Source organism: Pseudomonas sp. PLB05 (genome assembly GCF_021106615.1).
Classification (GTDB): domain Bacteria; phylum Pseudomonadota; class Gammaproteobacteria; order Pseudomonadales; family Pseudomonadaceae; genus Chryseomonas; species Chryseomonas benzopyrenica.
Genome location: NZ_JAJOHO010000005.1, coordinates 56,357 through 79,081, shown reverse-complemented (window position 1 = coordinate 79,081; position 22,725 = coordinate 56,357). Strand labels below are relative to the sequence as shown.

Sequence of the window (22,725 nt, the reverse complement as noted above, 5' to 3'; positions counted from 1 at the left end):
GGACTCCAGGCGCTCGCGAGAATCGTGAAAAGAGGTGGGATGTCGTACCTCTTGCCAGATAACTCCATAAGAAGGCGCCTAGTCATGTCCGAAGTTTCCTCGTCTCGTTTCCATCGACTCCTGCTCACCGGCGCCGCCGGCGGCCTGGGCAAGGAGCTGCGCCAGCGGCTCAAGCCCCATGCCGAGATCCTGCGCCTGTCCGATATCGCGCCGATGGATGCGGCTCAAGGGCCAGCGGAAGAGGTAGTCATCTGCGACCTGGCGGACAAGGCCGGCGTCCATGCCCTGGTGGAAGGCGTCGATGCCATCCTGCACTTTGGCGGCATCTCCACCGAGCACGCCTTCGAGCCCATCCTCGAAGCCAACATCCGCGGCACCTTCAACCTCTATGAGGCCGCACGGCGCCACGGGGTGAAGCGCATCGTCTTCGCCAGCTCCAACCATGTCATCGGCTTCTACCGCCAGGACCAGCGCATCGACGCCAGCGTGCCCCAACGTCCAGACAGCTACTACGGCCTGTCCAAGGCCTTTGGCGAAGACCTGGCGACGTTCTATTTCGACCGCTATGGCATCGAGACGGTGAGCATCCGCATCGGCTCCTCCTTCCCCGAGGCGCAGAACCGCCGCATGCTCGCCACCTGGCTGAGCTACGAGGACCTGACCGACCTCATCCTGCGCAGCCTGAATACCCCCGACGTCGGCCACACCATCGTCTATGGCGCCTCCAACAACCGCGACAGCTGGTGGGACAACCGCCTGGCCGCGCACCTGGGCTTCCAACCCAAGGACAACTCCGAGCAGTTCCGCGCCAAGGTCGAGGCCCAGCCCATGCCGGCGGCGGACGATCCGTCCCTGGTCTACCAGGGCGGTGCCTTCGTCGCCACCGGCCCCTTCGACGACTGAGGGTGCCCGTCATGACCGCTGAACTACTGGTCGATGCCCGCAACGCCACCGGCGAGTGCCCGGTGTGGCACGTCGCCGAACAGGCGCTCTACTGGGTCGATATCCCTGCCAAACGCTTGCACCGCTGGACCCCGGCGGGTGCCCTGGACAGCTGGAGCGCACCGGAGATGCTCGCCTGCATCGCCGCCCGCGAGGGTGGCGGTTGGCTCGCCGGTCTGGAAAGCGGCCTCTTCGCGCTGCAGGCCGAAGCCTCCGGCCAGCTCAGCGGGGAGCGCCTGGTCACCCTCGACCATGCGCAGCCGGCCATGAGATGCAACGACGGTCGCTGCGATCGCCAGGGCCGTTTCCTGGTGGGCACCATGGTGCAGGACATGGCCCAGGGCGCGACTGCTGGGCGCCTCTACAGCCATACCGCAGGAGAGGGTGCCCGATTGCTGCTGGACGATCTCATCGTCCCCAACGGCCTGGCCCTGAGTCCCGATGGCCGCACCCTCTACCTGTCCGACTCCCATCCCAGCCGTCAGCTGATCTGGGCCTTCGATTACGATCCCGAGACGGGCATCCCCAGCAATCGGCGACTGTTCGTCGACATGAACGCCCATCCCGGCCGGCCCGACGGCGCCGCGGTGGATGTGGACGGCTGCTACTGGATCTGCGGCAACGATGCCGGCCTGATCCATCGCTTCACCCCGGACGGCCGCCTGGACCGCTCCCTGGCCGTGCCGGTCAAGAAGCCGGCCATGTGCGCCTTTGGCGGGCGCAACCTGGACACCCTGTTCGTCACCTCCATCCGCCCGGGCGGGGATCTCGCCGACCAGCCCCTGGCCGGCGGGCTGTTCGCCCTGGATCCCGGGGTGCAGGGTTTGCCCGAGCCCACCTTCGCGGGCTGAGCGGCAGGCGAACTCAGCTGCAGCAGGACTCCTGGAGGGAGGAGTCCTGGCTCGCCCGCTGACCGGCGCCTGATAGTCCAGGACACCAGTTGTCATGCTTTTGTCATGAGTGGCGGCAGGGGTTGAGTCCGGGCGGCTTATAATCAAGGCCTACCCGCCGCAAATCGCCGCCATGACCCCTTCACCCGCGCTCCGCCCCACCGCCCGTTACTACGGCCTGGAATGGCTGAGATTCCTCATGGCGCTGTACATGGTCGTCTACCACCTGGGCGGGCTCTACAGCGATCTGCCGGATGCCTTCCGCCGCCTGGCCGGCATGGGCTTCTTCGCCACCAGCACCTTCTTCCTGCTCTCCGGCTTTCTGCTGGCCCATGTCAGCCTGGATCGCCAGGGCGCGCTCAAGGGCAGCTCCCGTGGCTTCGTCCTGCGCCGGCTGTGCAACCTCTATCCCATCCACCTGCTGACCCTGCTGGTCGCGCTGGGACTGTCCTACTGGCTGTCCCAGGATTCCTGGCTGGAACACGGGGTGCCGGTCTACTACAACCAGCATCCCTATCTGCAGCTGGAGGAGGGCGGCGCGCTGGACGAGATGCTGCCGCTGTCCTGGCTGGCCGCCACTACCCACGTGCTCCTGCAGCTGCTCCTGCTGCAATCCTGGGAGCCGCGCTTTCTCTGGCTCAACGGCGCCGCCTGGTCGATCTCGGCGCTGCTGTTCTTCTACCTGCTGTTCCCGCTGCTCGGCCCGTGCCTAATGCGCTTGCGTCGCTGGGCCCTGGCTGCCGTCGTGCTCTGGGGGCTCTATCTGCTCGGTCCGCTGGTCGCCACCTGGGCCCAGGCCTTCGATACCGTCACCGTGGGCGTCATCCACCGCAATCCGCTGATCCGCCTGCCGGAATTCCTGCTTGGCATCCTGCTCTATCGCGCCGTGCAGGAGCCCTGGGTGGCCGAGACGACCCAGCGCCTACGCCTGCCGCTGCTGCTGTTCGGCCTAACCGGCCTGTGGCTGGGCGCCCTGCTGCTGGAAGGCGATGGCCGCCGCTGGTTCTACCTGGTCCACAACGGCCTGCTCACGCCCTTCCAGGCAGCGGTGCTACTGGCTTGCGCCACCTTCGGCGAACCCGGTCGCGCCGGCGTGCGCCGCCTGGCCCAGCGTCTCGGCGAGGCTTCGCTGTGCATCTTCGCCGTCCACACCCCGCTGATCGGCGTGCTCGAACCCTGGACCCGCACCCTGCTGGGCTGGATGCACCTGGCCGGCGACAGCCTGGAAGACCTGGCCGAAGACGTCGGCGAGGCGCTGGCCCTGCCCATCCCCATACCCGGCTGGATGCTGCCGCTGCACCTGGTGCTCATCGTCCTGCTCGGCCTGGCCATGCAGCGCTGGGTAGCCGGCCCGCTGCGCCGCTGGCTGCAGGCGCGCTTGCCCAGCTCTTAAGAAGGCCTTAAGCCAGCCTGACTAGCCTCGCCGCAGGAATCCGCAGCGGAGCTGAGCCTTGTCCAGCGAATACGAAGTCCACGGCCCCCACGACCACGAGGTGGAGCACGCCGCCCACGGCGCCCATCGCCGCGACAGCCTTACCGGCCGCATCGCCGTCACCACCGCCATCCTCGCGACACTAGGCGCGCTCTGCGCCTATCAGGGCGGCAACGCCGAGAGCCTGGCGCTCTACTACAAGAACGAAGAAGCCATCGCCAAGACCGAAGCCGCCAACCAGTGGGGCTACTACCAGGCCAAGGGCGAAAAACAAAACCTCGCCGACTTGGGCGCCGCCCTCGCGACCAACCCCGACACTGCCCAGCGCTTCACCCAGGACAGCCAGCGCTACGCCCAGCAAAAGGCCGAGATCCGCACCAAGGCCGAAGCCCTGGAAGTGAAGGTTCAAGCCAACGAAGCCCTGAGCGAAACCCAGCTCCACCGCCACCACCGCTGGGCCCAGGCCACCATGCTGATGCAAGTCGCTATCTCCCTGGCCGCCATTACCCTGCTGACCCGGCGGCGTTGGTTGCAGGCGGCGGTCTATGGCGTGGCGGGGGCAGGGGTGGTAGTTGGAGTGTTGGCGTTGCTGCACGTCTAGCCATTTAGGCATTGCCAAATAGCGACTACCAGGCGCTCTCAAAAGGCACGACTTGCTACGACGACAGAATTGGCTTTACTAGAAGCATGGCTGCGTGTTAAAGACTCTGCATTGTTCGGCACTTAGGGAACCCCGAACAGCCCCAGAACTGCAGCCCTGCTTTCGGGCCAGACTTCACTGTACGAATCAGCAGCGCACTGCCACATTTCGGGCATTGTCGGTCGACTGTCGGATCGCTACGGCGCTTAAGGTTTTGCACATGCTCGCGGTGTGTAGCGAGGGTTGGCGCACGGCGGCCGTTTTGCAGGGCTTGCAGCATGGCGTCGACTTCAGCCTCTTTGAAGACCGCCTGCTGGAATGACTTGATGTAGCGGATAAAGCCGACACCCTGGATCACATTGGCCGGCATCTTGGTCTTGAAGGTGCTACCGCCCACGAAGGTGATGACCGAATGCAAATGCTCCGGGTTGATGCCCAAGGCGGCTTCCAGCGCCTTGAGGTGCTTGTAGTTCTGCCTCAGCGGATTCTGAAATTTGAAAGTGTGCCTGTAGAGCTTCTGCGTCCACTGCGCCTGGCGTTCGCTGCCAAAGATCCAGCCGCTCAGGTTCTTCGTTTCCACCACGAAGATGCCGTAGCGCGACAGGAAGACATGATCGATCTGAGTGGTGCCATCAAGCGTAGGTAGAGTGACATTGTGCAGACGACGATAGGTCTGTTTGTCGAGCTGCCAATGGGCAAAAAGGCGTACCAGTAGCTCACCCAGATAGCCTTTCACCCAGGGTGATTTGAGCAGGCCGATGACGAAGGCGAGTGGCAGCAGCCAGAACAGCGTCGGCGCAGGGGGCGCCAGAAGGGAGAAGTCCATTTCCCAGATCCCGCAGATAGCAGCACGAGCTGTAAGACTAGATCAGGCAGGAGCGAGCTGCGGTGCCGTTCGGAGGGGATTAGCGACCGGCTTTCGGATAAACCCAGATCCCAGGCATGAAAAAGCCGCGCAACGCGCGGCTCCTGAAAGCTGGTGGGCCCACACGGACTCGAACCGTGGACCAAAGGATTATGAGTCCTCTGCTCTAACCAACTGAGCTATAGGCCCTATAGCGCGGTGGAGTATACCGGGGTGGGGGAGGATCGCCAAACCCTTGTCGGGCATAAAAAAACCGGAGCCTGGGCTCCGGTTTCTGGTGCAGCGTGGCGCCTTACTCGTCGAGGAAGGAGCGCAGGTGTTCGCTGCGGGAAGGGTGGCGCAGCTTGCGCAGGGCCTTGGCTTCGATCTGGCGGATACGCTCGCGGGTGACGTCGAACTGCTTACCCACTTCTTCGAGGGTGTGGTCGGTGTTCATGTCGATGCCGAAGCGCATGCGCAGGACCTTGGCTTCACGAGCGGTGAGGCCGGAGAGCACGTCGCGGGTGGCTTCCTTGAGGCTTTCGCTGGTGGCCACTTCGATCGGGGACTGCATGGTGCTGTCCTCGATGAAATCGCCCAGGTGCGAATCCTCGTCGTCGCCGATGGGCGTCTCCATGGAGATCGGTTCCTTGGCGATCTTGAGCACCTTGCGGATCTTGTCCTCGGGCATCTCCATGCGCTCGCCCAGCTCTTCCGGGGTCGGCTCGCGACCCATCTCCTGCAGCATCTGGCGGGAGATCCGGTTCAGCTTGTTGATCGTCTCGATCATGTGCACCGGAATCCGAATGGTGCGCGCTTGGTCGGCGATGGAGCGGGTGATGGCCTGGCGAATCCACCAGGTGGCATAGGTGGAGAACTTGTAGCCACGGCGGTATTCGAACTTGTCCACCGCCTTCATCAGGCCGATGTTGCCTTCCTGGATCAGGTCGAGGAATTGCAGGCCGCGGTTGGTGTACTTCTTGGCGATGGAGATCACCAGGCGCAGGTTCGCCTCGACCATTTCCTTCTTGGCGCGGCGAGCCTTGGCCTCGCCGATGGACATGGCGCGGTTGATGTCCTTGATCTGCGAGACTTTCAGCTCGTAGTCACGCTCAAGTTCAGCCAGCTGGGCCTGCTTGGCCTGGATGTCGGCCTGGAAGCGCTCGAGACCCTCGGCGTACTTGGGCTTGCCCTTGAGCAGGCCGGCGGTCCATTCGGTGTTGGTCTCGTTGCCCGGGAAGTGGCGCAGGAAGTCGGCACGCGGCATGCGCGCATCGCGCACGGCCAGCTGCATGATGGCGCGCTCGAGGCCACGCACGCGCTCCAGGGACTCGCGCACGCGGGTCACCAGGGCTTCGTACTGCTTGGGCACCAGCTTGATCGGCGAGAACAGCAGGGCCAGGGCAACGAAATCTTCCACGGCGTGATCGTTATCGCGGCCGTGCTTCTTCAGTGTCTTCTTGGTCTTTTCCAGCTGCTCGGCGACCGCGCCGAAACGGAGGCGAGCCTCTTCCGGATCCGGACCACCGTCGCCTTCTTCCTCGTCGGCGTCGTCGCTTTCTTCCTCTTCGTCCTTCTCGTCGTCCACGGCCTTGGCATCGGTGGCCTTGTTCGGGACGGGCAGCTCATTGCTCTCGTTCGGCAGGGTGCCGTCGTCGGGATCGATGTAGCCGGCGAAGACGTCGGACAGGCGACCGCCTTCGGTGGTGACGCGGGTGTATTCGCTGAGGATGTAATCGACGGTGCCCGGGAACTGGGCGATGGCGCCCATGACTTCGCGGATGCCTTCCTCGATGCGCTTGGCGATCTCGATCTCGCCTTCGCGGGTCAGCAGTTCCACGGTACCCATTTCACGCATGTACATGCGCACCGGGTCGGTGGTACGGCCGACATCGCTCTCCACCGCGGCCAGGGCGGCGGCGGCTTCTTCGGCGGCGGCTTCGTCGGTATCCGTTTCGGCCAGCAGCAGGGCATCGGCGTCCGGCGCGGTCTCGAATACGTTGATCCCCATGTCATTGATCATGCGGATGATGTCTTCCACCTGTTCCGGATCTGAAATATCCTCCGGTAGGTGGTCATTGACCTCCGCGTAAGTCAGGTAACCCTGCTCACGACCGCGGGCGATCAATTCTTTCAGACGGGATTGCTGTTGCGCTTTTCCGGACATAGGTACCCTTCCACTGAAGGCTTAGGCGGGCAAAAATAGCTGAACATTATAGCCGGTTAGACGGTGGTCGTGCCAGTTAGGTCACGGACCCCGCCGGACGGCTGAGGAGTTCGCGTAGGCGGTCCTTGTCTTCGGAGCTCAGTTCGCTCTGTCGCGCCTTGCGTAGGAGTTGCTCCAGCGAGCGATCACGCTGGCTGGCGGCTAACCTCGTTATGGTGTCGAAAAACTGTTGTTCAAGGTTGTCGCCGGCAATCAGCCATTCTTTTTCCGCCAGGGCGCGCAAGAGACGTCCCTGCTCGGTGCCATGCCAGCGGGCGATGAGCGCCAGGGTGCTCTGTCCCGGCTTCTTCTGCAGCGCCTCGACCAGGGCCACCAGCAACTGGGCGTACTGATCGCTTTCCTCGGCCAGGTCGCGGGCGTCCTGCACCGCCTGTGCCAGGGTGGGGTGGTGCAGCAGGCTGCGTAGCGCGGCCAGCACCGGCGTTTCTACCTTGACTGGTGGCTGGCGCGGGATGCGTTCGCCGCCGCCCTTGCCGTTGAAATCCTTTTTCCAGCCCTTGCCGTCACGCCCGCCCTTGCCTTCACGGCGGGGCGTCCACTGCTGCTGCGCCGGGGCTTCCTCGGCATGGGCGTAGGCGTAGTCGCCATAGTCCATGGGTGGGGCATCCTGCGGCGGCGCGGCGGGCGCCAGCTGGCTCAGGGCGTCGTTGCCGAGGCCGGTGAGTTCGCTCAGGCGCTGGCGCATCAGCAGTCGCAGGTTATTGCCGGGAATCTTCTCGATCAGCGGCGCTGCCAGGGTGGCCAGGTGCGCCTTGCCCTCCAGTGTCGCCGGATCCGCCTCGATCATGAGCTGCTGGAAGAAGTACTCGGCCAGCGGCTGGGCCTGCTGGACGAAGCGCGCCTGGAAGGCGTCCGCGCCCTCGGCACGGACCAGGGTATCCGGGTCTTCGCCTTCGGGCAGGAACAGGAAGCGCACCCGGAAGCCATCCTTGAGCACCGGCAGTGCCGATTCCAGGGCGCGCCAGGCGGCACTGCGGCCGGCCTGGTCGCCGTCGAAGCAGAACAGGATGCTCGGCACGATGCGGAACAGCCGCTTGATGTGCTCTTCGCTGGTGGCGGTGCCCAGGGTGGCCACGGCATTGCGGATGCCTTGCTGGGCCAGGGCGATGACGTCCATGTAGCCTTCCACGACCAGGATCTCGTCCAGGTCGCGGTTGTGCTTGCGCGCCTCGAACAGCCCGTAGAGTTCCTGGCCCTTGTGGAACACCGGGGTCTCCGGCGAGTTGAGGTACTTGGGCTTGTCGTCGCCCAGCACCCGACCGCCAAAGGCGATGACCCGGCCACGGCTGTCGCGGATGGGGAAGATCACCCGGTCGCGAAAACGATCGTAGCGTTTGCCGCTCTCGGCGTTTTCCACCAGCAGACCGGCGTCGAGCATAGCCTTCTGCTGCAGGTCGTCGCCGCCCAGGTGCTTGCCCAGGTTGTCCCAGCCGGGCGGGGCGAAGCCCAGGCCGAAATCGCGGGCGATCTCGCCGGTGAGGCCGCGCTTCTTCAGGTAGTCCACCGCCGCCTGGCGCTTGGGGTGGTTGCGCAGCGCCAGGCGATAGTATTCGGCGGCGGCGGCCAGCAGCGGGTAGAGCGGGGAGTCGGTGGGTTGCCGCGGCTTGCGCCGACCGCCGCTCTCTTCGCGCGGCACGTCCACGCCGGCCTTCTTGGCCAGCTCCTCGACCGCCTCGGGAAATTCGAGGTTGTCGTGGTCCATGATGAAGCCCAGGGCGTTGCCGCCGGCGCCGCAGCCGAAGCAGTAGTAGAACTGCTTGTCGGGGCTGACGCTGAAGGAGGGGGTCTTCTCGTTGTGGAAGGGGCAGCAGGCCATCCAGTTCTTGCCGGCCTTCTTGAGCTTCACCCGCGCGCCCACCACCTCGACGATGTCGGTGCGATTGAGCAGGTCGTCGATGAAGCCTTGCGGGATGAGTCCGGCCATGGTCAGCGTCTGGATAGAAAGGCGAAGAGCGGAGGATGGAGCAGGCCAGATGGCCAGGAGGGCAGTCTAGTGCGGTGCCTCAGAAGTTATCTACACAATTTTGGCGGTGCTTTTTCGTCCTGGACGGCGTTGCTACTCCTCGCCATAGCCCTGCTATGACTCGTCGCAGCGCCTTGCCCAAGCCAAAAAATCACTCGCCAAATCTTGCGCGAACTTCTGAGGCACCGCACTACGCCAGAGGACGCCAGGGTGAAACGGGAAGGCCAGAAACAGACAACCCGACCAGGGGTCGGGTTGTTTGATGACGCCAAAGAAGCGCTGTAACTCAGTACAGGCGCTCGCGACGGCGCTGCTCGCGCTGTACTTTCTTGGCGTGGCGCTTGACCGCGGCGGCAGCTTTACGCTTGCGCTCGGCGGTGGGCTTTTCGTAGAACTCGCGGCTACGAACTTCGGCCAGTACACCGGCCTTCTCGCAGGAACGCTTGAAACGACGCAGCGCTACGTCGAAGGGTTCGTTTTCTTTGACTTTGACGTTGGGCATCCAGGTCGTACCTTCAAATTTACCGAGGTTTAATCCAACGCTAGCGGCAAAAGGGCACGGGAAGCGTCGGTTTTTAAGGGTTGCGGATAGTAACGCTTCAACTGCCCCGCTGCCAAGCCCCGGCGGACGAAAAGCGCTGGCCGGTGCTGGAAGCGGCGCTTATCATGCGCAGCCTGACATCTTATACCCTCGAAGGCTTATCTCCATGCGTGTTCTGGGACTGGAAACGTCCTGCGATGAAACCGGCGTCGCCCTCTACGACAGTGAACGCGGCCTGCTGGCCGATGCGCTGTTCAGCCAGATCGATCTGCATCGCGTCTATGGTGGCGTGGTGCCGGAGCTGGCCTCGCGCGATCACGTCAAGCGCATGCTGCCGCTGATCCGCGAAGTGCTGGAGGAGGCGGGCAGCCGTCCTGAAGACGTGGACGCCATCGCCTATACCGCCGGCCCCGGCCTGGTCGGTGCCCTGCTGGTGGGCGCCGCCTGTGCCCAGGCGCTGGCGTTGGCCTGGGGCGTACCCGCCCTGGGTGTCCATCATATGGAAGGGCATCTGCTGGCGCCCATGCTCGAAGAGCAGCCGCCGCAGTTTCCCTTCGTCGCCCTGCTGGTCTCCGGTGGCCACACCCAGCTGGTACAGGTCGATGGCATCGGCCGCTATACGGTGCTGGGCGAATCCCTGGACGATGCCGCCGGCGAGGCCTTCGACAAGACCGCCAAGCTGCTGGGCCTGAGCTATCCGGGGGGACCGGAGATCGCCCGCCTGGCCGAGCGTGGGGTGACGGGGCGCTTCGTCTTTCCGCGGCCCATGACCGATCGGCCCGGTCTGGAATTCAGCTTCAGCGGTCTCAAGACGTTCACCCTCACCACCTGGCAGCGCTGCAAGGCCGCCGGTGACGATAGCGAGCAGACCCGTTGCGACATCGCCCTGGCCTTCCAGACGGCGGTGGTCGAGACCCTGGCGATCAAGTGCAAGCGCGCGCTGAAGCAGACCGGACTCAAGTCGCTGGTGATCGCCGGTGGCGTCAGTGCCAACCGCGCCTTGCGCGAGAACCTGGAGCAGATGCTCGGCGAGCTGGGTGGCCATGTCTTCTATGCCCGGCCGCGCTTCTGCACCGACAATGGCGCCATGATCGCCTATGCCGGTTGCCAGCGGCTGCTGGCCGGCCAGCAGGAAGGCCCGGCCATTGCCGTCAAGGCGCGCTGGCCCATGGAGCAGTTGGCGGCGCTCTGAGACGGGCGGAGGGCGTCGCCGGGTAATCCCCGTGCGGCGCCAGGATCAAAAATGACGCTCGGTCCCCTGGCGCAGCGCGCGCAGATTGTGTCTGTGGCGAATCAGGATGAGCAGGGCGAGCAGCAGCATCGGTGCCAGCAGGTCCGGGCGCTGCCAGGCGAACAGCGGCAGGATGCCGAGCACCGCGACCAGGGACGCCAGGGAGGCGATCCTCAGGCGGGCGAACACCGCGGCCCAGAGCACTAGGCCCAGCATGGCTGCAGGCGGATAGAGCCCCAGCAGCAGACCGGCCGCGGTGGCGACACCCTTGCCACCGCGGAAGTGGAAATACAGCGGATAGAGATGGCCGACCACGGCGGCCAGCCCGATCCAGGCCTGTTGCAGGGGCGCAAGGCCCAGTTGGTGGGCGATGAGCACGGGAATCAGACTCTTGCTCAGGTCGCCGGCGAGGGTCAGCAGCGCCAGCTTGCGTCCGGCCAGGCGCAGCATGTTGCTGGCGCCGGGATTGCCGGAGCCGTCGTGACGCGGGTCGCGGGTGCCGAACAGGCGACTGAGCAGCACGGCGAAGGACAGCGAGCCCAGCAGGTAGGCCAGCAGGAGCAGCAGCCAGAACATGGTAGGGTTCCGCGCCAGGAGAAGGCTCGATTCTACCGACAGCCCGCCGCCCGACGATAGGCCGGCGGTGACGATCACACAGAGCACGACAAAGGTGCGAGGCAAAGGCAGTGGACAAGGTTTTCATCGAGGGGCTCGAGGTCGACACCGTGATAGGGGTGTACGACTGGGAGCGTGACATCCGGCAGTGCCTGCGCATCGATCTCACCATGGGCTGGGATATCCGCGCGGCTGCCGCGAACGACGAACTCGAACACACCCTGAACTATGCGGCGGTGGCCGAGCGCATCACCGCCTTTGCCCACGAGACCGCCTTCGAACTGGTCGAGACCTTCGCCGAGCGCCTGGCCGCCTTGCTGCAGGCGGAATTCAAGCTGCCCTGGCTGCGCCTGCGCATCACCAAGCCCGGCGCGGTGCCGACCGCCCGTGGCGTGGGCGTGGAGATCGAGCGGGGGCAGGCGTGACCCGGGTCTATCTGGGGCTGGGCAGCAACATCCAGCGCGAGCAGCATCTGGGCATGGCCCTGGACGAACTCGCGACGCTGCTGACCGACCTGCAGTGCTCGCCGGTGTTCGAAAGCGAGGCGGTGGGTATCCGCAGTGCGCCTTTCTTCAACCTGGTGGTGGCGGGTGACACCGAGCTCGATCCCGCGACCCTGAGTCAGAGACTCAAGGCCATCGAAACCCGCAGCGGTCGTTATGCGCCGGATCGCCAGGGCCTGCCGCTGGATATCGACATCCTGCTGCATGGCGACCTGAGCGGCGAGTTCGATGGCCTGACCCTGCCGCGCGCCGAGATCCTGCGCAACGCCTTCGTGCTCTGGCCGCTGGCCTTGCTGGCCGGTGAGCGGCGGCATCCGGACAACGGTCGGAGTTTTGACGAGCTGTGGCAGGAGATGCGCGACCAGACCACCCAGGTGCTGCGGCCGGTATCCTTTAGCTGGAAGGGTATGGCGTTGACGCCGGCAGCGTTGCTTGGCGCCAAGCTGGCGTAATGCGGTGGTCGTTGGGCTTCGCTGCGCTCAGCACCAATCTACGGAAACCCGGCTTGCGCTTGGCCTTCCTCTCCCTGCCGTAGGTTGGGTTGAGACGGCAGCATCGTCGAAGCCCAACGCTGCTTCGTGGTAGGGGTGTTGGGCTTCGCTGCGCTCAGCACCAACCTACGGGAACCCGGCTTGCACTTGGCCTTCCTCTTCCTGCCGTAGGTTGGGTTGAGACGGCACCATCGTCGAAGCCCAGCGGAGCTACGGGGTAGGGGTGTTGGGCTTCGCTGCGCTCAGCGCCAACCTACGGGAACCCGGCTTGCGCTTGGCCTTCCTCTCCCTGGCGTAGGTTGGGTTGAGACGGCTCTATCGTCGAAGCCCAACAGGCGGCATGCATGGCGGCCATTGTTGGGCCTCGCGGCGCTCAGCGCCAACCTACGAGAGCTGGGCCAGGGCGTCGAGGCGGGCCTGCTTGAGGGCCTCACCCAGGGCGGCACCCTTGAAGCCCTGGGCGACCAAGGGCTGGACCTCGACCCCGCGCAACACCTCGGCTGCCTGGCGCAGCAGGGTCAACGGTGGTTCGCCCTCGTCGGTCCTTACCGCCGCCGCACAGGTGCAGGCCTGGAGGAACTCCTCGAAGCGCGCCGGACGCCGCAAGACGTCGAAACCCTGCAGCAGCTCGAACCAGGCCTCGGGCGTCAGCTGCCGGGCCTGCAGGGCCGTGGACCAGTGGCGCGCCAGCAACAAGGCCAGTTCGGCGGGTTCGCGCGGGACCTTGAGGCGGGCGTTGATGGCCGCGTGCTCCTCTTCCGGTACGTCCAGCAGCAGGCAGGCCCAGCGCACGTTCAGCGAGGCCTGGACCTCGGCGCTCTGGCGCAGGGTGGCATAGACCCGGGCGCCGGGTTCGGGTTGCTCACCGGCGAACCCGGCAGCTACCTCCGGCAGGAGCGCCGCCAGGGCGCCGCAGTCGTGCAGCACCCGAATGAAGACATCGGGTCGCTCTTCGAGCAGGGCGCGCGAAATTTCCTTCCACAACCGCTCGGCGGTCAGGGCATCCAGCTCGCCGCTGGCGACCATCTCCTGCATCAGCAGCAGCGTTTCGGGCGCCACCTGGAAACCCAGGCTGCAATAGCGGGCGGCGAAACGGGCGACGCGTAGCACGCGCAATGGATCTTCGGCGAAGGCGGGCGAGACGTGGCGCAACAGGCGTGCCTGAAGATCCGCGCGCCCGCCATAGGGGTCGATGACCTGGCCATCGTCGTCTTCGGCCATGGCATTGACAGTCAGGTCGCGACGGATCAGATCCTGTTCCAGGGTGACATCGGGCGCGGCGTGGAAGGTGAAGCCGCCGTAGCCGCGCCCGCTCTTGCGTTCGGTACGGGCCAGGGCGTATTCCTCACCGGTCTGGGGATGCAGGAACACCGGGAAATCGGCGCCCACCGGGCGATAGCCCTGGGCGGCGAGGGCTTCGGCGGTGGCGCCCACCACGACCCAGTCGACTTCGGTCACCGGTCGGCCGAGCAGGCGATCCCGTACGGCGCCGCCCACCTTGTAGATTTGCATAGAAAAAGACCTCCTTGCGGAGGTCTAGGATAGCCCGAAAGCCTGACTCGGCTCAGATCGGCGAAGCCAGATCCAGACGCCGGTCATGATCGCGGCTCTCGTGGCGGGGCGGAACCTGGAAGCTGTGGGTGACATCTTCGCCCCTCATGCTTTCCAGGCGAATGTCGAACCCCCAGAGTCGGTGCAGGTGCTTGAGCACCTCGTCCGTGGAGTTGCCCAACGGCTTGCGGTCATGCTGGAAATGGCGAAGGGTGAGCGAACGATCGCCACGCCGGTCCACGTTCCAGATCTGCACATTGGGCTCGCGATTGCCCAGGTTGTACTGGGCCGCAAGTTGCTCGCGGATCAGGCGATAACCAGCGTCGTCGTGGATGGCCGCTACCTCCAGTTCGTCGCGCTGATCGTCATCGAGAATGCTGAACAGCTTGAGGTCGCGGATCACCTTGGGTGAAAGGTACTGCAGGATGAAGCTCTCGTCCTTGAAGCTCTTCATGGCGAAGGTGACGGTGGCCAGCCAGTCGCTGCCGGCGATGTCGGGGAACCAGCGGCGGTCTTCCTCCGTGGGGTCCTCGCAGATGCGGCGGATGTCGCGGAACATGGCGAAGCCCAGGGTGTAGGGGTTGATGCCGCTGTAGTAGGGACTGTCGAAGCCCGGCTGGTAGATCACCCCGGCGTGGGATTGCAGGAATTCGAACATGAAGCCTTCGGTGACCAGGCCCTCGTCGTAGAGATCGTTGAGCAGGGTGTAGTGCCAGAAGGTGGCCCAGCCTTCGTTCATCACCTGGGTCTGGCGCTGGGGATAGAAGTACTGGGCGATCTTGCGCACGATGCGGATCAGCTCGCGCTGCCAGGGCTCCAACAGCGGCGCGTGCTTTTCCACGAAATAGAGGATGTTTTCCTGGGGTTCGCTGGGGAAGCGCGCCCCTTCGTCATGGGCCTCCTTGCCGGCCATCTTGGGAATGGTCCGCCAGAGGTCGTTGACCTGCCGCTGCAACTGCTCTTCGCGCTCCTTCTGCCGCTGGCGTTCCTCGGCGGCGGAAATGGGGTAGGGCCGCTTGTAGCGATCCACCCCGTAGTTCATCAGCGCATGGCAGGAATCCAGCAGCTCTTCCACGGCATCGATGCCATGGCGTTCCTCGCACTGGGTGATGTACTGCTTGGCGAACACCAGGTAGTCGATGATGGAGCTGGCATCGGTCCAGGTGCGGAACAGGTAGTTGCCCTTGAAGAAGCTGTTGTGGCCATAGCAGGCGTGGGCGATCACCAGCGCCTGCATGGTCATGGTGTTCTCTTCCATGAGGTAGGCGATGCAGGGATCGGAGTTGATCACGATCTCGTAGGCCAGGCCCATCTGGCCGCGGCTGTAGTGCTTCTCAGTGTGCAGGAAGTGCTTGCCGTAGGACCAGTGGTTGTAGCCGATGGGCATGCCGACGGAGGCATAGGCATCCATCATCTGCTCGGCGGTGATCACCTCGATCTGGTTGGGATAGGTGTCCAGCGCATAGCGCTTGGCGATCCGGGCGATCTCCCGGTCGTAGGTCTGGATCAGCTCGAAGGTCCATTCCGAGCCGGTGGAGATGGGCTCACGTTTCATGACACGAGTCTCCGCTGGAACAATTCGCGGAACACGGGATAGATATCCCCCGCCGAGACGATCTGCTGCTGCGAGAAGGAATCCGGGAAGGCGCCGCGGACGTTCTCGTATTCGTACCACAACGCCTGGTGCTCGCGCGGGGTGATCTCCACATAGGTGTAATACTGCATGAACGGCAGGATCTGCTTGGTCAGGATCTCCCGGCAGATGGGCGAGTCGTCGTTCCAGTTGTCGCCGTCGGAGGCCTGGGCGGCATAGAGATTCCACTCGTTGACCGGATAGCGCTCGGCCATGACCTCCTGCATCAGCTTGAGGGCGCTGGAGACGATGGTGCCGCCGGTTTCCCGGGAGTAGAAGAATTCCTCTTCATCCACTTCCTTGGCACTGGTGTGGTGGCGGATGAACACCACCTCAATGCGCTCGTAGTTCCGCTTGAGAAACAGGTAGAGCAGGATGTAGAAGCGCTTGGCGATGTCCTTGGTGGCCTGGGTCATGGAGCCGGAGACGTCCATCAGGCAGAACATCACCGCCTTGGAGCTGGGGCTGGGCTGCTTGGACAGCAGGTTGTACTTGAGGTCGAAGGTGTCGAGGAAGGGCACCTTGTCGATGCGCGCGCGCAGCCGTTCGATCTCGGCCTCCAGCGCCTGGATGTCGCCCAGGTTGTCGGGCTCCTCCACCCGCAGTCGCGCCAGTTCCGCCTTGGCTTCGCGCAGCTTGTTGCGGCTGCCGCCGGAGAGGGCGATGCGCCGGGCGTGGGAGGCGCGCAGGGTGCGGATGATGTTGATGCGGGCCGGATTGCCCTCGTTGCTGATGCCGGCGCGTACGGTCTTGAAGGTGTCGGTGCCGGTCAGCTGCTTTTTGACCAGGTTGGGCAGCTCCAGGTCCTCGAACATGAAGTCGAGGAATTCGTCCTGGGTGATCTGGAAGGCGAATTCGTCCATGCCTTCGCCGCTGTTGCTGGCCTTGCCTTGGCCCTGACCGCCGCCACCCCCCTGGGGGCGCGGGATGCGTTCGCCGCTGACGAATTCCTTGTTGCCCGGGTGGACGATGGTCTGGCGCCCGCCCTTGCCTTGGTACAGCGCAGGCTCGTCGATGTCACGGGCAGGAATGCTGATCTGCTCGCCGTGCTCCATGTCGGTGATGGAGCGCCGACTCACGGCTTCCTCGACCGCCTTCTTGATGTGCTCACGATAGCGCCGCAGGAAACGCGTGCGGTTCACCGTGCTCTTGTTCTTGCCGTTTAGACGCCGGTCGATGACATAACTCATACAGGCCCTCCGGGCTATTGCAGGACGCCACGACGACGCGGCAGGCGCGTCGTCGCGGGTTCAGCCTCAGGCTGCCTTACTGCGACTTGCGTACCCGTGAATACCACTCGGACAGCAGTCGCACCTGCTTCTCGGTGTACCCGCGCTCCACCATGCGGGTCACGAAGTCGCTGTGCTTCTGCTGATCTTCCTTGCTGGCCTTGGCATTGAAGCTGATGACCGGCAGGAGCTCCTCGGTGTTGGAGAACATCTTCTTCTCGATCACCGCGCGCAGCTTCTCGTAGGACAGCCAGCTCGGATTCTTGCCGTTATTGTTGGCACGGGCGCGCAACACGAAGTTGACGATCTCGTTGCGGAAATCCTTCGGATTGCTGATACCGGCCGGTTTCTCGATCTTCTCCAGTTCCTCGTTGAGAGAAGCGCGATTGAGAATCTCGCCGGTTTCCGGATCGCGGTATTCCTGATCCTGGATCCAGAAGTCTGCGTAGAGCACATAGCGGTCGAAGATGTTCTGGCCGTATTCGCTGTAGGACTCGAGGTAGGCGGTCTGGATCTCCTTGCCGATGAACTCCACATAGCGTGGCGCCAGGTATTCCTTGATGAATCTCATGTAGCGTTCGCGGGTCTCGGCCGGGAACTGCTCGGCTTCGATTTGCTGCTCCAGCACGTAGAGCAGGTGCACCGGGTTGGCGGCGATCTCGTTGGCGTCGAAGTTGAACACTCGCGAGAGGATCTTGAAGGCGAAGCGCGTGGACAGGCCGTTCATGCCCTCGTCGACGCCGGCGCTGTCGCGGTATTCCTGGATCGACTTGGCCTTGGGATCGGTGTCCTTGAGGTTTTCGCCGTCGTAGACACGCATCTTCGAGTAGATGTTGGAGTTTTCCGGTTCCTTGAGGCGCGAGAGCACCGAGAACTGAGCCAGCATCTTCAGGGTGTCCGGCGCGCAATGGGCGTCGGCCAGGGAGCTATTGACCAAGAGCTTGTCGTAGATGTGGATCTCGTCGGAGACACGCAGGCAGTAGGGCACCTTGACGATGTAGATCCGGTCGATGAAGGCCTCGTTGTTCTTGTTGTTGCGGAAGGTGTGCCACTCGGATTCGTTGGAGTGGGCCAGGATGATGCCGCTGTAGGGCAGGGCGCCGAGGCCTTCGGTGCTGTTGTAGTTGCCTTCCTGGGTCGCGGTCAGCAAGGGGTGCAGGACCTTGATCGGGGCCTTGAACATCTCCACGAATTCCATCAGGCCCTGGTTGGCACGGCACAGGGCGCCGGAATAGCTGTAGGCGTCCGCATCGTTCTGCGGGTATTCCTCCAGCTTGCGGATGTCCACCTTGCCCACCAGGGCGGAGATGTCCTGGTTGTTCTCGTCGCCCGGTTCGGTCTTGGCGATGGCGATCTGGTTGAGGATGGACGGGTAGAGCTTGACCACCTTGAACTTGCTGATGTCACCGCCGAATTCCTGCAGGCGCTTGGCCGCCCAGGGCGACATGATGCTGCGCAGGTAATGGCGAGGGATGCCGTAGTCCTCTTCGAGGATCTGACCATCTTCGTCGGGATTGAACAGCCCCAGCGGCGATTCAAACACCGGCGAGCCCTTGATGGCGTAGAAGGGGACCTTCTCGATCAGGTGCTTGAGTTTCTCCGCGAGGGAGGATTTGCCGCCACCCACTGGACCGAGCAGATAGAGGATCTGCTTCTTCTCTTCCAGGCCCTGCGCCGCATGGCGGAAGTAGGACACGATCTGCTCGATGCAGTCTTCCATGCCGTGGAAGTCGGCAAAGGCCGGATAGCGGCGGATGACCTTGTTGGAAAAGATGCGGGACAGGCGTGAGTCGCTGGTGGTGTCCACCAGTTCGGGTTCGCCGATGGCCATGAGCATGCGCTCGGCGGCACTGGCAAAGGCGGTACGATCCTTCTTGCAGATCTCAAGGTATTCCTGAAGGGAATACTCTTCCTGGCGAGTCGCTTCAAAACGCCCCTGGAAGTGACTGAAAATGCTCATGACGTCTCCTCGCTGGATACCCTGGACCAGCTTGGAATCGATGCCTGGAGCCTTGCCTTGCTGCCGATGGGGAGCGGTCATGCCGGGCGACGAAAGATAACGTCTCTAATACCTTCGCGGTCGTCTTGCCTAATCGATCCTTACACGCTTGCAGAGAAGGGTTGGGTTTCGAGAGACGCACGAAGGAGACCGATGGAAACGGTCCCCCTGGAATTCCCCCGAATCTCCAGTGGTTACACCGATGGTCCAAAGCCGGTTATCGAGCCCGCCGTTTCCGGAGGGCCTGATTCCAGAATAGTCCTATCTGCGAGATGTGGAAGAGCCAATTCGGTTTATTCTTGTAACCACAGCGTCAAGCCGCTGTGTTAAACGCCCGCGCCGCTTTCGGTCTGCTCGGGATAGAGGGTGCGCCAGTTTTCGAAGCCGCCGTCGACGCTGTAGACCTGGCTGAAGCCCTGGCCGGCGAGAAAGGCCGCCGCGCTTTGGCTGGAATGGCCGTGGTAGCAGAACACCAGTAGCGGCGCGTCGAGATCGGCGGCGGCGATGAAGTCATGGATGTTCTGGTTGTCGATCCGCTGGGCGCCGGCGACGTGCAGGGTGGCATAGCTGTGCGGATCGCGGATGTCGACGATCCGGGCGCCCTCACTGCGCAGTTCCAGGGCCCGTTCCGGGGAGATACAGGTGAATTCGCTCATTTCTTCTCCTTGCAACTGCAGAGATGACGGCGGTTGCCGTCGACGTCGAGCAGGGTCATGTCGCCGCCCCAGACGCAGCCGCTGTCGAGGGCCTCGACATTGGGCGCTGCGCAGCGACCCTTGAGCGCGGCCCAGTGGCCGAACAGGATGCGCACGTCGCGGGTCAGCCGATGCTCGTGGCTGAACCAGGGGGCGAAGCCGGCCGGCGCACTGTCCAGGCCTTCCTTGCTCTTGAATTCCAGCCGACCTTCCGGACTGCAGAATCTCATGCGCGTCAGGTAGTTGGTGATCAGGCGCAAGCGGTCCTGGCCCTGGAGATCATCTTGCCAGAGCGCCGGTTCATTGCCATACATCTGCTCGAGAAAGGACACATGGGCCTCATCATCGCGCAGCACGGCCTCCACTTCGCCGGCCAGGCTCTTGGCCTGGGTCAGCGTCCATTGCGGTGGCAGGCCGGCGTGGACCAGCACGCAGTTGCGTTCGGCATCGTGCTGGATCAGCGGCAGGTGGCGCAGCCAGCTCAGCAGTTCGTCGCGATCGGGAGCGGCGAGGATGTCGCTCAGGGTGTCCTGCTTTTTCAGCCTGGCGCCGCCAAGGGCCACCGCCAGCAGGTGCAGGTCGTGGTTGCCCAGGACGCTGACCACCGAATCGCGTATCGCGTACAGGTATCTCAGGGTATCCAACGACTGAGGTCCGCGGTTGACCAGATCACCTACCAGCCAGAGGCGGTCCTGCGCGGGATCGAAGCGGACCTCGTCGAGGAGGCATTTGAGCGGGTCGAGGCAACCTTGCAGGTCACCAACGGCGTACAGCGTCATTGGCAGTCCTAGTGTAGCGAGCCCGGTACGGCCAGGCGGAAGGTGGGGATGGCAGCGTCGAAGAGGTGGCCATCGCTGGCGACCATCTGGTAGCTGCCCCTCATGCTGCCGACCTGGGTCGGCATCAGGGTGCCGCTGGAATAGCTGTGGGTTGCGCCCGGGGCGATCAGCGGCTGCTCGCCCACCACGCCCGGCCCACGCACTTCCTGCACCTCGCCATTGCCGTCGGTGATGATCCAGTGGCGGCTGAGCAGTTGCGCCGGCAGCTGGCCGTCATTGCGGATGCTCACATCGTAGGCGAAGGCGTAGCGCTCCTGGCTGGCGCTGGATTGTTCGGGCAGGTAGCGGGTGGTGACCTGCACGGTGATGAGGTAGCGCGGATCGGGCTCGGTCACGAAAGGATTCTCTGCGGATACGGGTGGAAAGGCTTCAGCTGGACGCCAACTGGTTGGCCAGGCGCACATAGGCGGCCAGGTCCAGCTGCTCGGGGCGTAGCCCGGGATCGACGTCGGCGGCTTCGATGGCGGCGCTGTCCAGGGTGCCCTTGAGGGTGTTCCTGAGGGTCTTGCGGCGCTGGCCGAAGGCCTCGCGGACGACGCGTTCGAGCAGGACCGGGTCACGGGCCACGTGGGGGCGCTCGGTATGAGGCACCAGGCGGACGATGGCCGAATCCACCTTGGGTGGCGGATTGAAGGCGCCCGGACCGACGTTGAACAGGTGCTCCACGCGGCAGTGATACTGCACCATGATCGACAGCCGGCCCCAGTCGCCATTGCCGGGCACCGCCGCCAGGCGTTCCACCACTTCCTTCTGCAGCATGAAGTGCATGTCGGCGATGATGTCGGCGAAACTGAGCAGGTGGAAGATCAGCGGCGTGGAGATGTTGTAGGGCAGGTTGCCCACCACCCGCAGTCGATCGCCCGCGGCGATGCTGGAGAGGTCGTATTTCATGGCGTCACCCTGGTGCAGGGTGAACAGCGGATTGAGGCCGAACTTGAGTCTGAGCAGGGGAAGCAGGTCCTGGTCCAGCTCGATGACATCGAGCCGGGCGCCGCTGCCGAGCAGCCCTTCGGTAAGGGCGCCCTGGCCCGGGCCGATTTCCAGCAGTCGCTCGCCGGGTCGCCCGTGGATGGCGCGAAGGATGTGATGGATCACCCCGGCGTCGTGCAGGAAGTTCTGGCCGAACCTCTTGCGGGCGCGGTGTTGGTAGAGCTCGGTCATCAGGTGCTCCGGCGCAGGCAGCGGGCCTGCGATTTCAAGACGGCAAAGACCTACCAGTTTAGCAGACCCTTGACCGTCACCGGAGCGCTCAGAGGCTGTTCATAACCTGCTACGCGTCGGCCAAACTGCGTTGAAAAGACCCTGGAAGGCCAGCCCCACCTAGGCGGCCCCGTCGTAAATGCTCATTTACCATTCGTAAACTCGCGCGCGAGCCCGATCCGCTTCCTCAGGACTTTTTGCGGGGCCGCCCAGGCCTTGTTTGTCTCTAGCTCGCGAGGTTGTGAATAGTCTCTTAAGTCACCGAGCGGCGATGGGCCGCCATGCTGTAGGCGGTGTCGAGGGCGACCTTCAGACTGCCGGTGTCGATGTGACCGCTGCCGGCCAGGTCGAGGGCGGTGCCGTGGTCGACCGAGGTACGGATGATCGGCAGACCCAGAGTCACGTTGACCGCGGCGCCGAAGCCCTTGTGCTTGAGCACCGGCAGGCCCTGGTCGTGGTACATGGCCAGGACGGCATCGCAGTGCTGGAGATGCTTGGGGGTGAAGAGGGTGTCGGCGGGCAGCGGCCCGACCAGGTCGAGGCCTTCGGCGCGCAGGCTGTCCAGCGCCGGCTCGATGATCTCGAGCTCTTCGCGGCCCAGGTGACCGCCCTCGCCGGCATGGGGATTGAGGCCACAGACCAGGATCCGCGGCCGGGCGACGCCGAAATAGCGCTGCAGATCGCCGTGCAGGATGCGGGTCACGTCCAGCAGCGTCTGGCGATCGATGGCATCTGCCACCTCGCGCAGCGGCAGGTGGGTGGTGACCAGGGCCACCCTCAGGCCGGCGGTCGCCAGCAGCATCACCACCTGGGGGGTGTCGGTCAGCTCGGCGAGGAATTCGGTATGGCCGGAAAAGGCCACGCCGCCGTCATTGATCACGCCCTTGTGCACCGGCGCGGTGATCATCCCGGCGAAGGTGCCGTCGAGGCAGCCCTGGCCGGCGCGGGTCAGGGTCTCCAGGACGTAGGCGGCATTGGCGGTATCCAGCTGCCCGGTCACCACCGGCGCGCCCAGCGGGGTGTCCCAGACATAGAGCGCACCGGCCGGCGCCGGGCGTTCGGGCCAGGCCGTGGGGTCTACCGCGATGAGATCGATGGCGAGCCCCAGCTCCACCGCGCGGGCGGCCAGGAGATCGCGGCTGGCGATGGCGATCAGGGCGTGGGGCTGGGCGGCGCGCGCCAGCAGCAGGCAGAGGTCGGGACCGATGCCGGCGGGTTCACCGGGGGTGAGGGCGAAGCGCAGGGCCATGGCGGGCTCCG

21 protein-coding genes and 1 tRNA gene are annotated in these 22,725 nt (G+C 64.3%); 7 read left to right on the top strand and 15 right to left on the bottom strand.

Annotated elements, in window-relative coordinates; translation table 11 throughout:
* Window positions 1-84: 84 nt before the first annotated feature.
* The 4 genes from LRS53_RS20405 to LRS53_RS20390 all read left to right on the top strand — a co-directional run bounded on the left by LRS53_RS20405 (window position 85) and on the right by LRS53_RS20390 (window position 3,865).
* On the top strand, window positions 85-903 hold the full coding sequence (locus LRS53_RS20405) for an NAD-dependent epimerase/dehydratase family protein (RefSeq protein WP_231357131.1): 819 nt from the start codon (window positions 85-87) through the stop codon (window positions 901-903).
* Window positions 904-914: 11 nt separating this feature from the next.
* Entirely contained in the window at window positions 915-1,793 is an 879-nt protein-coding gene (locus tag LRS53_RS20400) for an SMP-30/gluconolactonase/LRE family protein (protein WP_231357130.1), read from the top strand.
* Window positions 1,794-1,965: 172 nt separating this feature from the next.
* The gene (locus tag LRS53_RS20395) at window positions 1,966-3,225 is read left to right on the top strand and encodes an acyltransferase family protein (RefSeq protein WP_231357129.1); all 1,260 of its coding nucleotides are present in this window, start codon (window positions 1,966-1,968) and stop codon (window positions 3,223-3,225) included.
* A gap of 58 nt (window positions 3,226-3,283) precedes the next feature.
* Window positions 3,284-3,865, top strand: a complete 582-nt coding sequence (locus LRS53_RS20390) for a DUF4337 domain-containing protein (RefSeq protein ID WP_231357128.1) — start codon at window positions 3,284-3,286, stop codon at window positions 3,863-3,865.
* 97 nt (window positions 3,866-3,962) lie between these two features.
* Here LRS53_RS20390 and LRS53_RS20385 read toward each other — a convergent pair whose 3' ends face one another.
* The 5 genes from LRS53_RS20385 to rpsU all read right to left on the bottom strand — a co-directional run bounded on the left by LRS53_RS20385 (window position 3,963) and on the right by rpsU (window position 9,440).
* Window positions 3,963-4,730 (bottom strand): nuclease-related domain-containing protein, encoded by a 768-nt coding sequence (locus LRS53_RS20385; protein ID WP_231357127.1) that lies wholly within the window; start codon window positions 4,728-4,730, stop codon window positions 3,963-3,965.
* A 151-nt stretch (window positions 4,731-4,881) separates the two neighbouring features.
* A tRNA-Ile gene (locus LRS53_RS20380) sits at window positions 4,882-4,958 on the bottom strand.
* Window positions 4,959-5,061: 103 nt separating this feature from the next.
* On the bottom strand, window positions 5,062-6,915 hold the full coding sequence (gene rpoD / locus LRS53_RS20375) for an RNA polymerase sigma factor RpoD (protein WP_231357126.1): 1,854 nt from the start codon (window positions 6,913-6,915) through the stop codon (window positions 5,062-5,064).
* A gap of 76 nt (window positions 6,916-6,991) precedes the next feature.
* Entirely contained in the window at window positions 6,992-8,899 is a 1,908-nt protein-coding gene (gene dnaG, locus LRS53_RS20370; protein ID WP_231357125.1) for a DNA primase, read from the bottom strand.
* 325 nt (window positions 8,900-9,224) lie between these two features.
* Entirely contained in the window at window positions 9,225-9,440 is a 216-nt protein-coding gene (gene rpsU, locus LRS53_RS20365; RefSeq protein WP_007159750.1) for a 30S ribosomal protein S21, read from the bottom strand.
* 205 nt (window positions 9,441-9,645) lie between these two features.
* Here rpsU and tsaD point away from each other — a divergent pair, with 205 nt between their 5' ends.
* Entirely contained in the window at window positions 9,646-10,671 is a 1,026-nt protein-coding gene (tsaD, locus tag LRS53_RS20360; protein ID WP_064306811.1) for a tRNA (adenosine(37)-N6)-threonylcarbamoyltransferase complex transferase subunit TsaD, read from the top strand.
* A 45-nt stretch (window positions 10,672-10,716) separates the two neighbouring features.
* Here the strand turns inward: tsaD and plsY are convergent, their stop codons facing one another.
* Window positions 10,717-11,286: a glycerol-3-phosphate 1-O-acyltransferase PlsY gene (plsY, locus tag LRS53_RS20355; protein ID WP_231357124.1), complete on the bottom strand. Its 570-nt coding sequence runs from the start codon at window positions 11,284-11,286 to the stop codon at window positions 10,717-10,719.
* Between the two features lie 110 nt (window positions 11,287-11,396).
* Between plsY and folB the strand changes: the two genes are divergently transcribed.
* The gene (folB, locus tag LRS53_RS20350) at window positions 11,397-11,750 is read left to right on the top strand and encodes a dihydroneopterin aldolase (protein WP_007159747.1); all 354 of its coding nucleotides are present in this window, start codon (window positions 11,397-11,399) and stop codon (window positions 11,748-11,750) included.
* Complete coding sequence (folK, locus tag LRS53_RS20345; RefSeq protein ID WP_231357123.1) at window positions 11,747-12,280, top strand: 2-amino-4-hydroxy-6-hydroxymethyldihydropteridine diphosphokinase; 534 nt, start codon at window positions 11,747-11,749, stop codon at window positions 12,278-12,280. Before folB ends, folK begins: the two co-directional genes overlap by 4 nt.
* A 423-nt stretch (window positions 12,281-12,703) precedes the next feature.
* Here the strand turns inward: folK and LRS53_RS20340 are convergent, their stop codons facing one another.
* From LRS53_RS20340 to pdxA, 9 genes are all read right to left on the bottom strand, one after another.
* Window positions 12,704-13,831, bottom strand: coding sequence for a multifunctional CCA addition/repair protein (locus tag LRS53_RS20340; RefSeq protein ID WP_231357122.1), 1,128 nt, complete (start codon window positions 13,829-13,831; stop codon window positions 12,704-12,706).
* A 52-nt stretch (window positions 13,832-13,883) separates the two neighbouring features.
* Window positions 13,884-15,425, bottom strand: coding sequence for a SpoVR family protein (locus LRS53_RS20335; protein ID WP_231357121.1), 1,542 nt, complete (start codon window positions 15,423-15,425; stop codon window positions 13,884-13,886).
* On the bottom strand, window positions 15,422-16,693 hold the full coding sequence (locus LRS53_RS20330) for a YeaH/YhbH family protein (protein WP_231357120.1): 1,272 nt from the start codon (window positions 16,691-16,693) through the stop codon (window positions 15,422-15,424). Before LRS53_RS20330 ends, LRS53_RS20335 begins: the two co-directional genes overlap by 4 nt.
* 76 nt (window positions 16,694-16,769) lie before the next feature.
* Entirely contained in the window at window positions 16,770-18,692 is a 1,923-nt protein-coding gene (locus tag LRS53_RS20325; RefSeq protein ID WP_231357119.1) for a PrkA family serine protein kinase, read from the bottom strand.
* Window positions 18,693-19,057: 365 nt separating this feature from the next.
* On the bottom strand, window positions 19,058-19,387 hold the full coding sequence (gene glpE / locus LRS53_RS20320; protein ID WP_017640351.1) for a thiosulfate sulfurtransferase GlpE: 330 nt from the start codon (window positions 19,385-19,387) through the stop codon (window positions 19,058-19,060).
* Window positions 19,384-20,205 (bottom strand): symmetrical bis(5'-nucleosyl)-tetraphosphatase, encoded by an 822-nt coding sequence (locus tag LRS53_RS20315; RefSeq protein WP_231357118.1) that lies wholly within the window; start codon window positions 20,203-20,205, stop codon window positions 19,384-19,386. Before LRS53_RS20315 ends, glpE begins: the two co-directional genes overlap by 4 nt.
* 8 nt (window positions 20,206-20,213) lie before the next feature.
* Window positions 20,214-20,600, bottom strand: a complete 387-nt coding sequence (gene apaG, locus LRS53_RS20310; protein WP_093254953.1) for a Co2+/Mg2+ efflux protein ApaG — start codon at window positions 20,598-20,600, stop codon at window positions 20,214-20,216.
* A gap of 34 nt (window positions 20,601-20,634) precedes the next feature.
* Window positions 20,635-21,426: a 16S rRNA (adenine(1518)-N(6)/adenine(1519)-N(6))-dimethyltransferase RsmA gene (rsmA, locus tag LRS53_RS20305; RefSeq protein ID WP_231357117.1), complete on the bottom strand. Its 792-nt coding sequence runs from the start codon at window positions 21,424-21,426 to the stop codon at window positions 20,635-20,637.
* A gap of 292 nt (window positions 21,427-21,718) precedes the next feature.
* Window positions 21,719-22,714, bottom strand: a complete 996-nt coding sequence (gene pdxA, locus LRS53_RS20300; protein ID WP_231357116.1) for a 4-hydroxythreonine-4-phosphate dehydrogenase PdxA — start codon at window positions 22,712-22,714, stop codon at window positions 21,719-21,721.
* Between the last annotated feature and the right edge of the window lie 11 nt (window positions 22,715-22,725).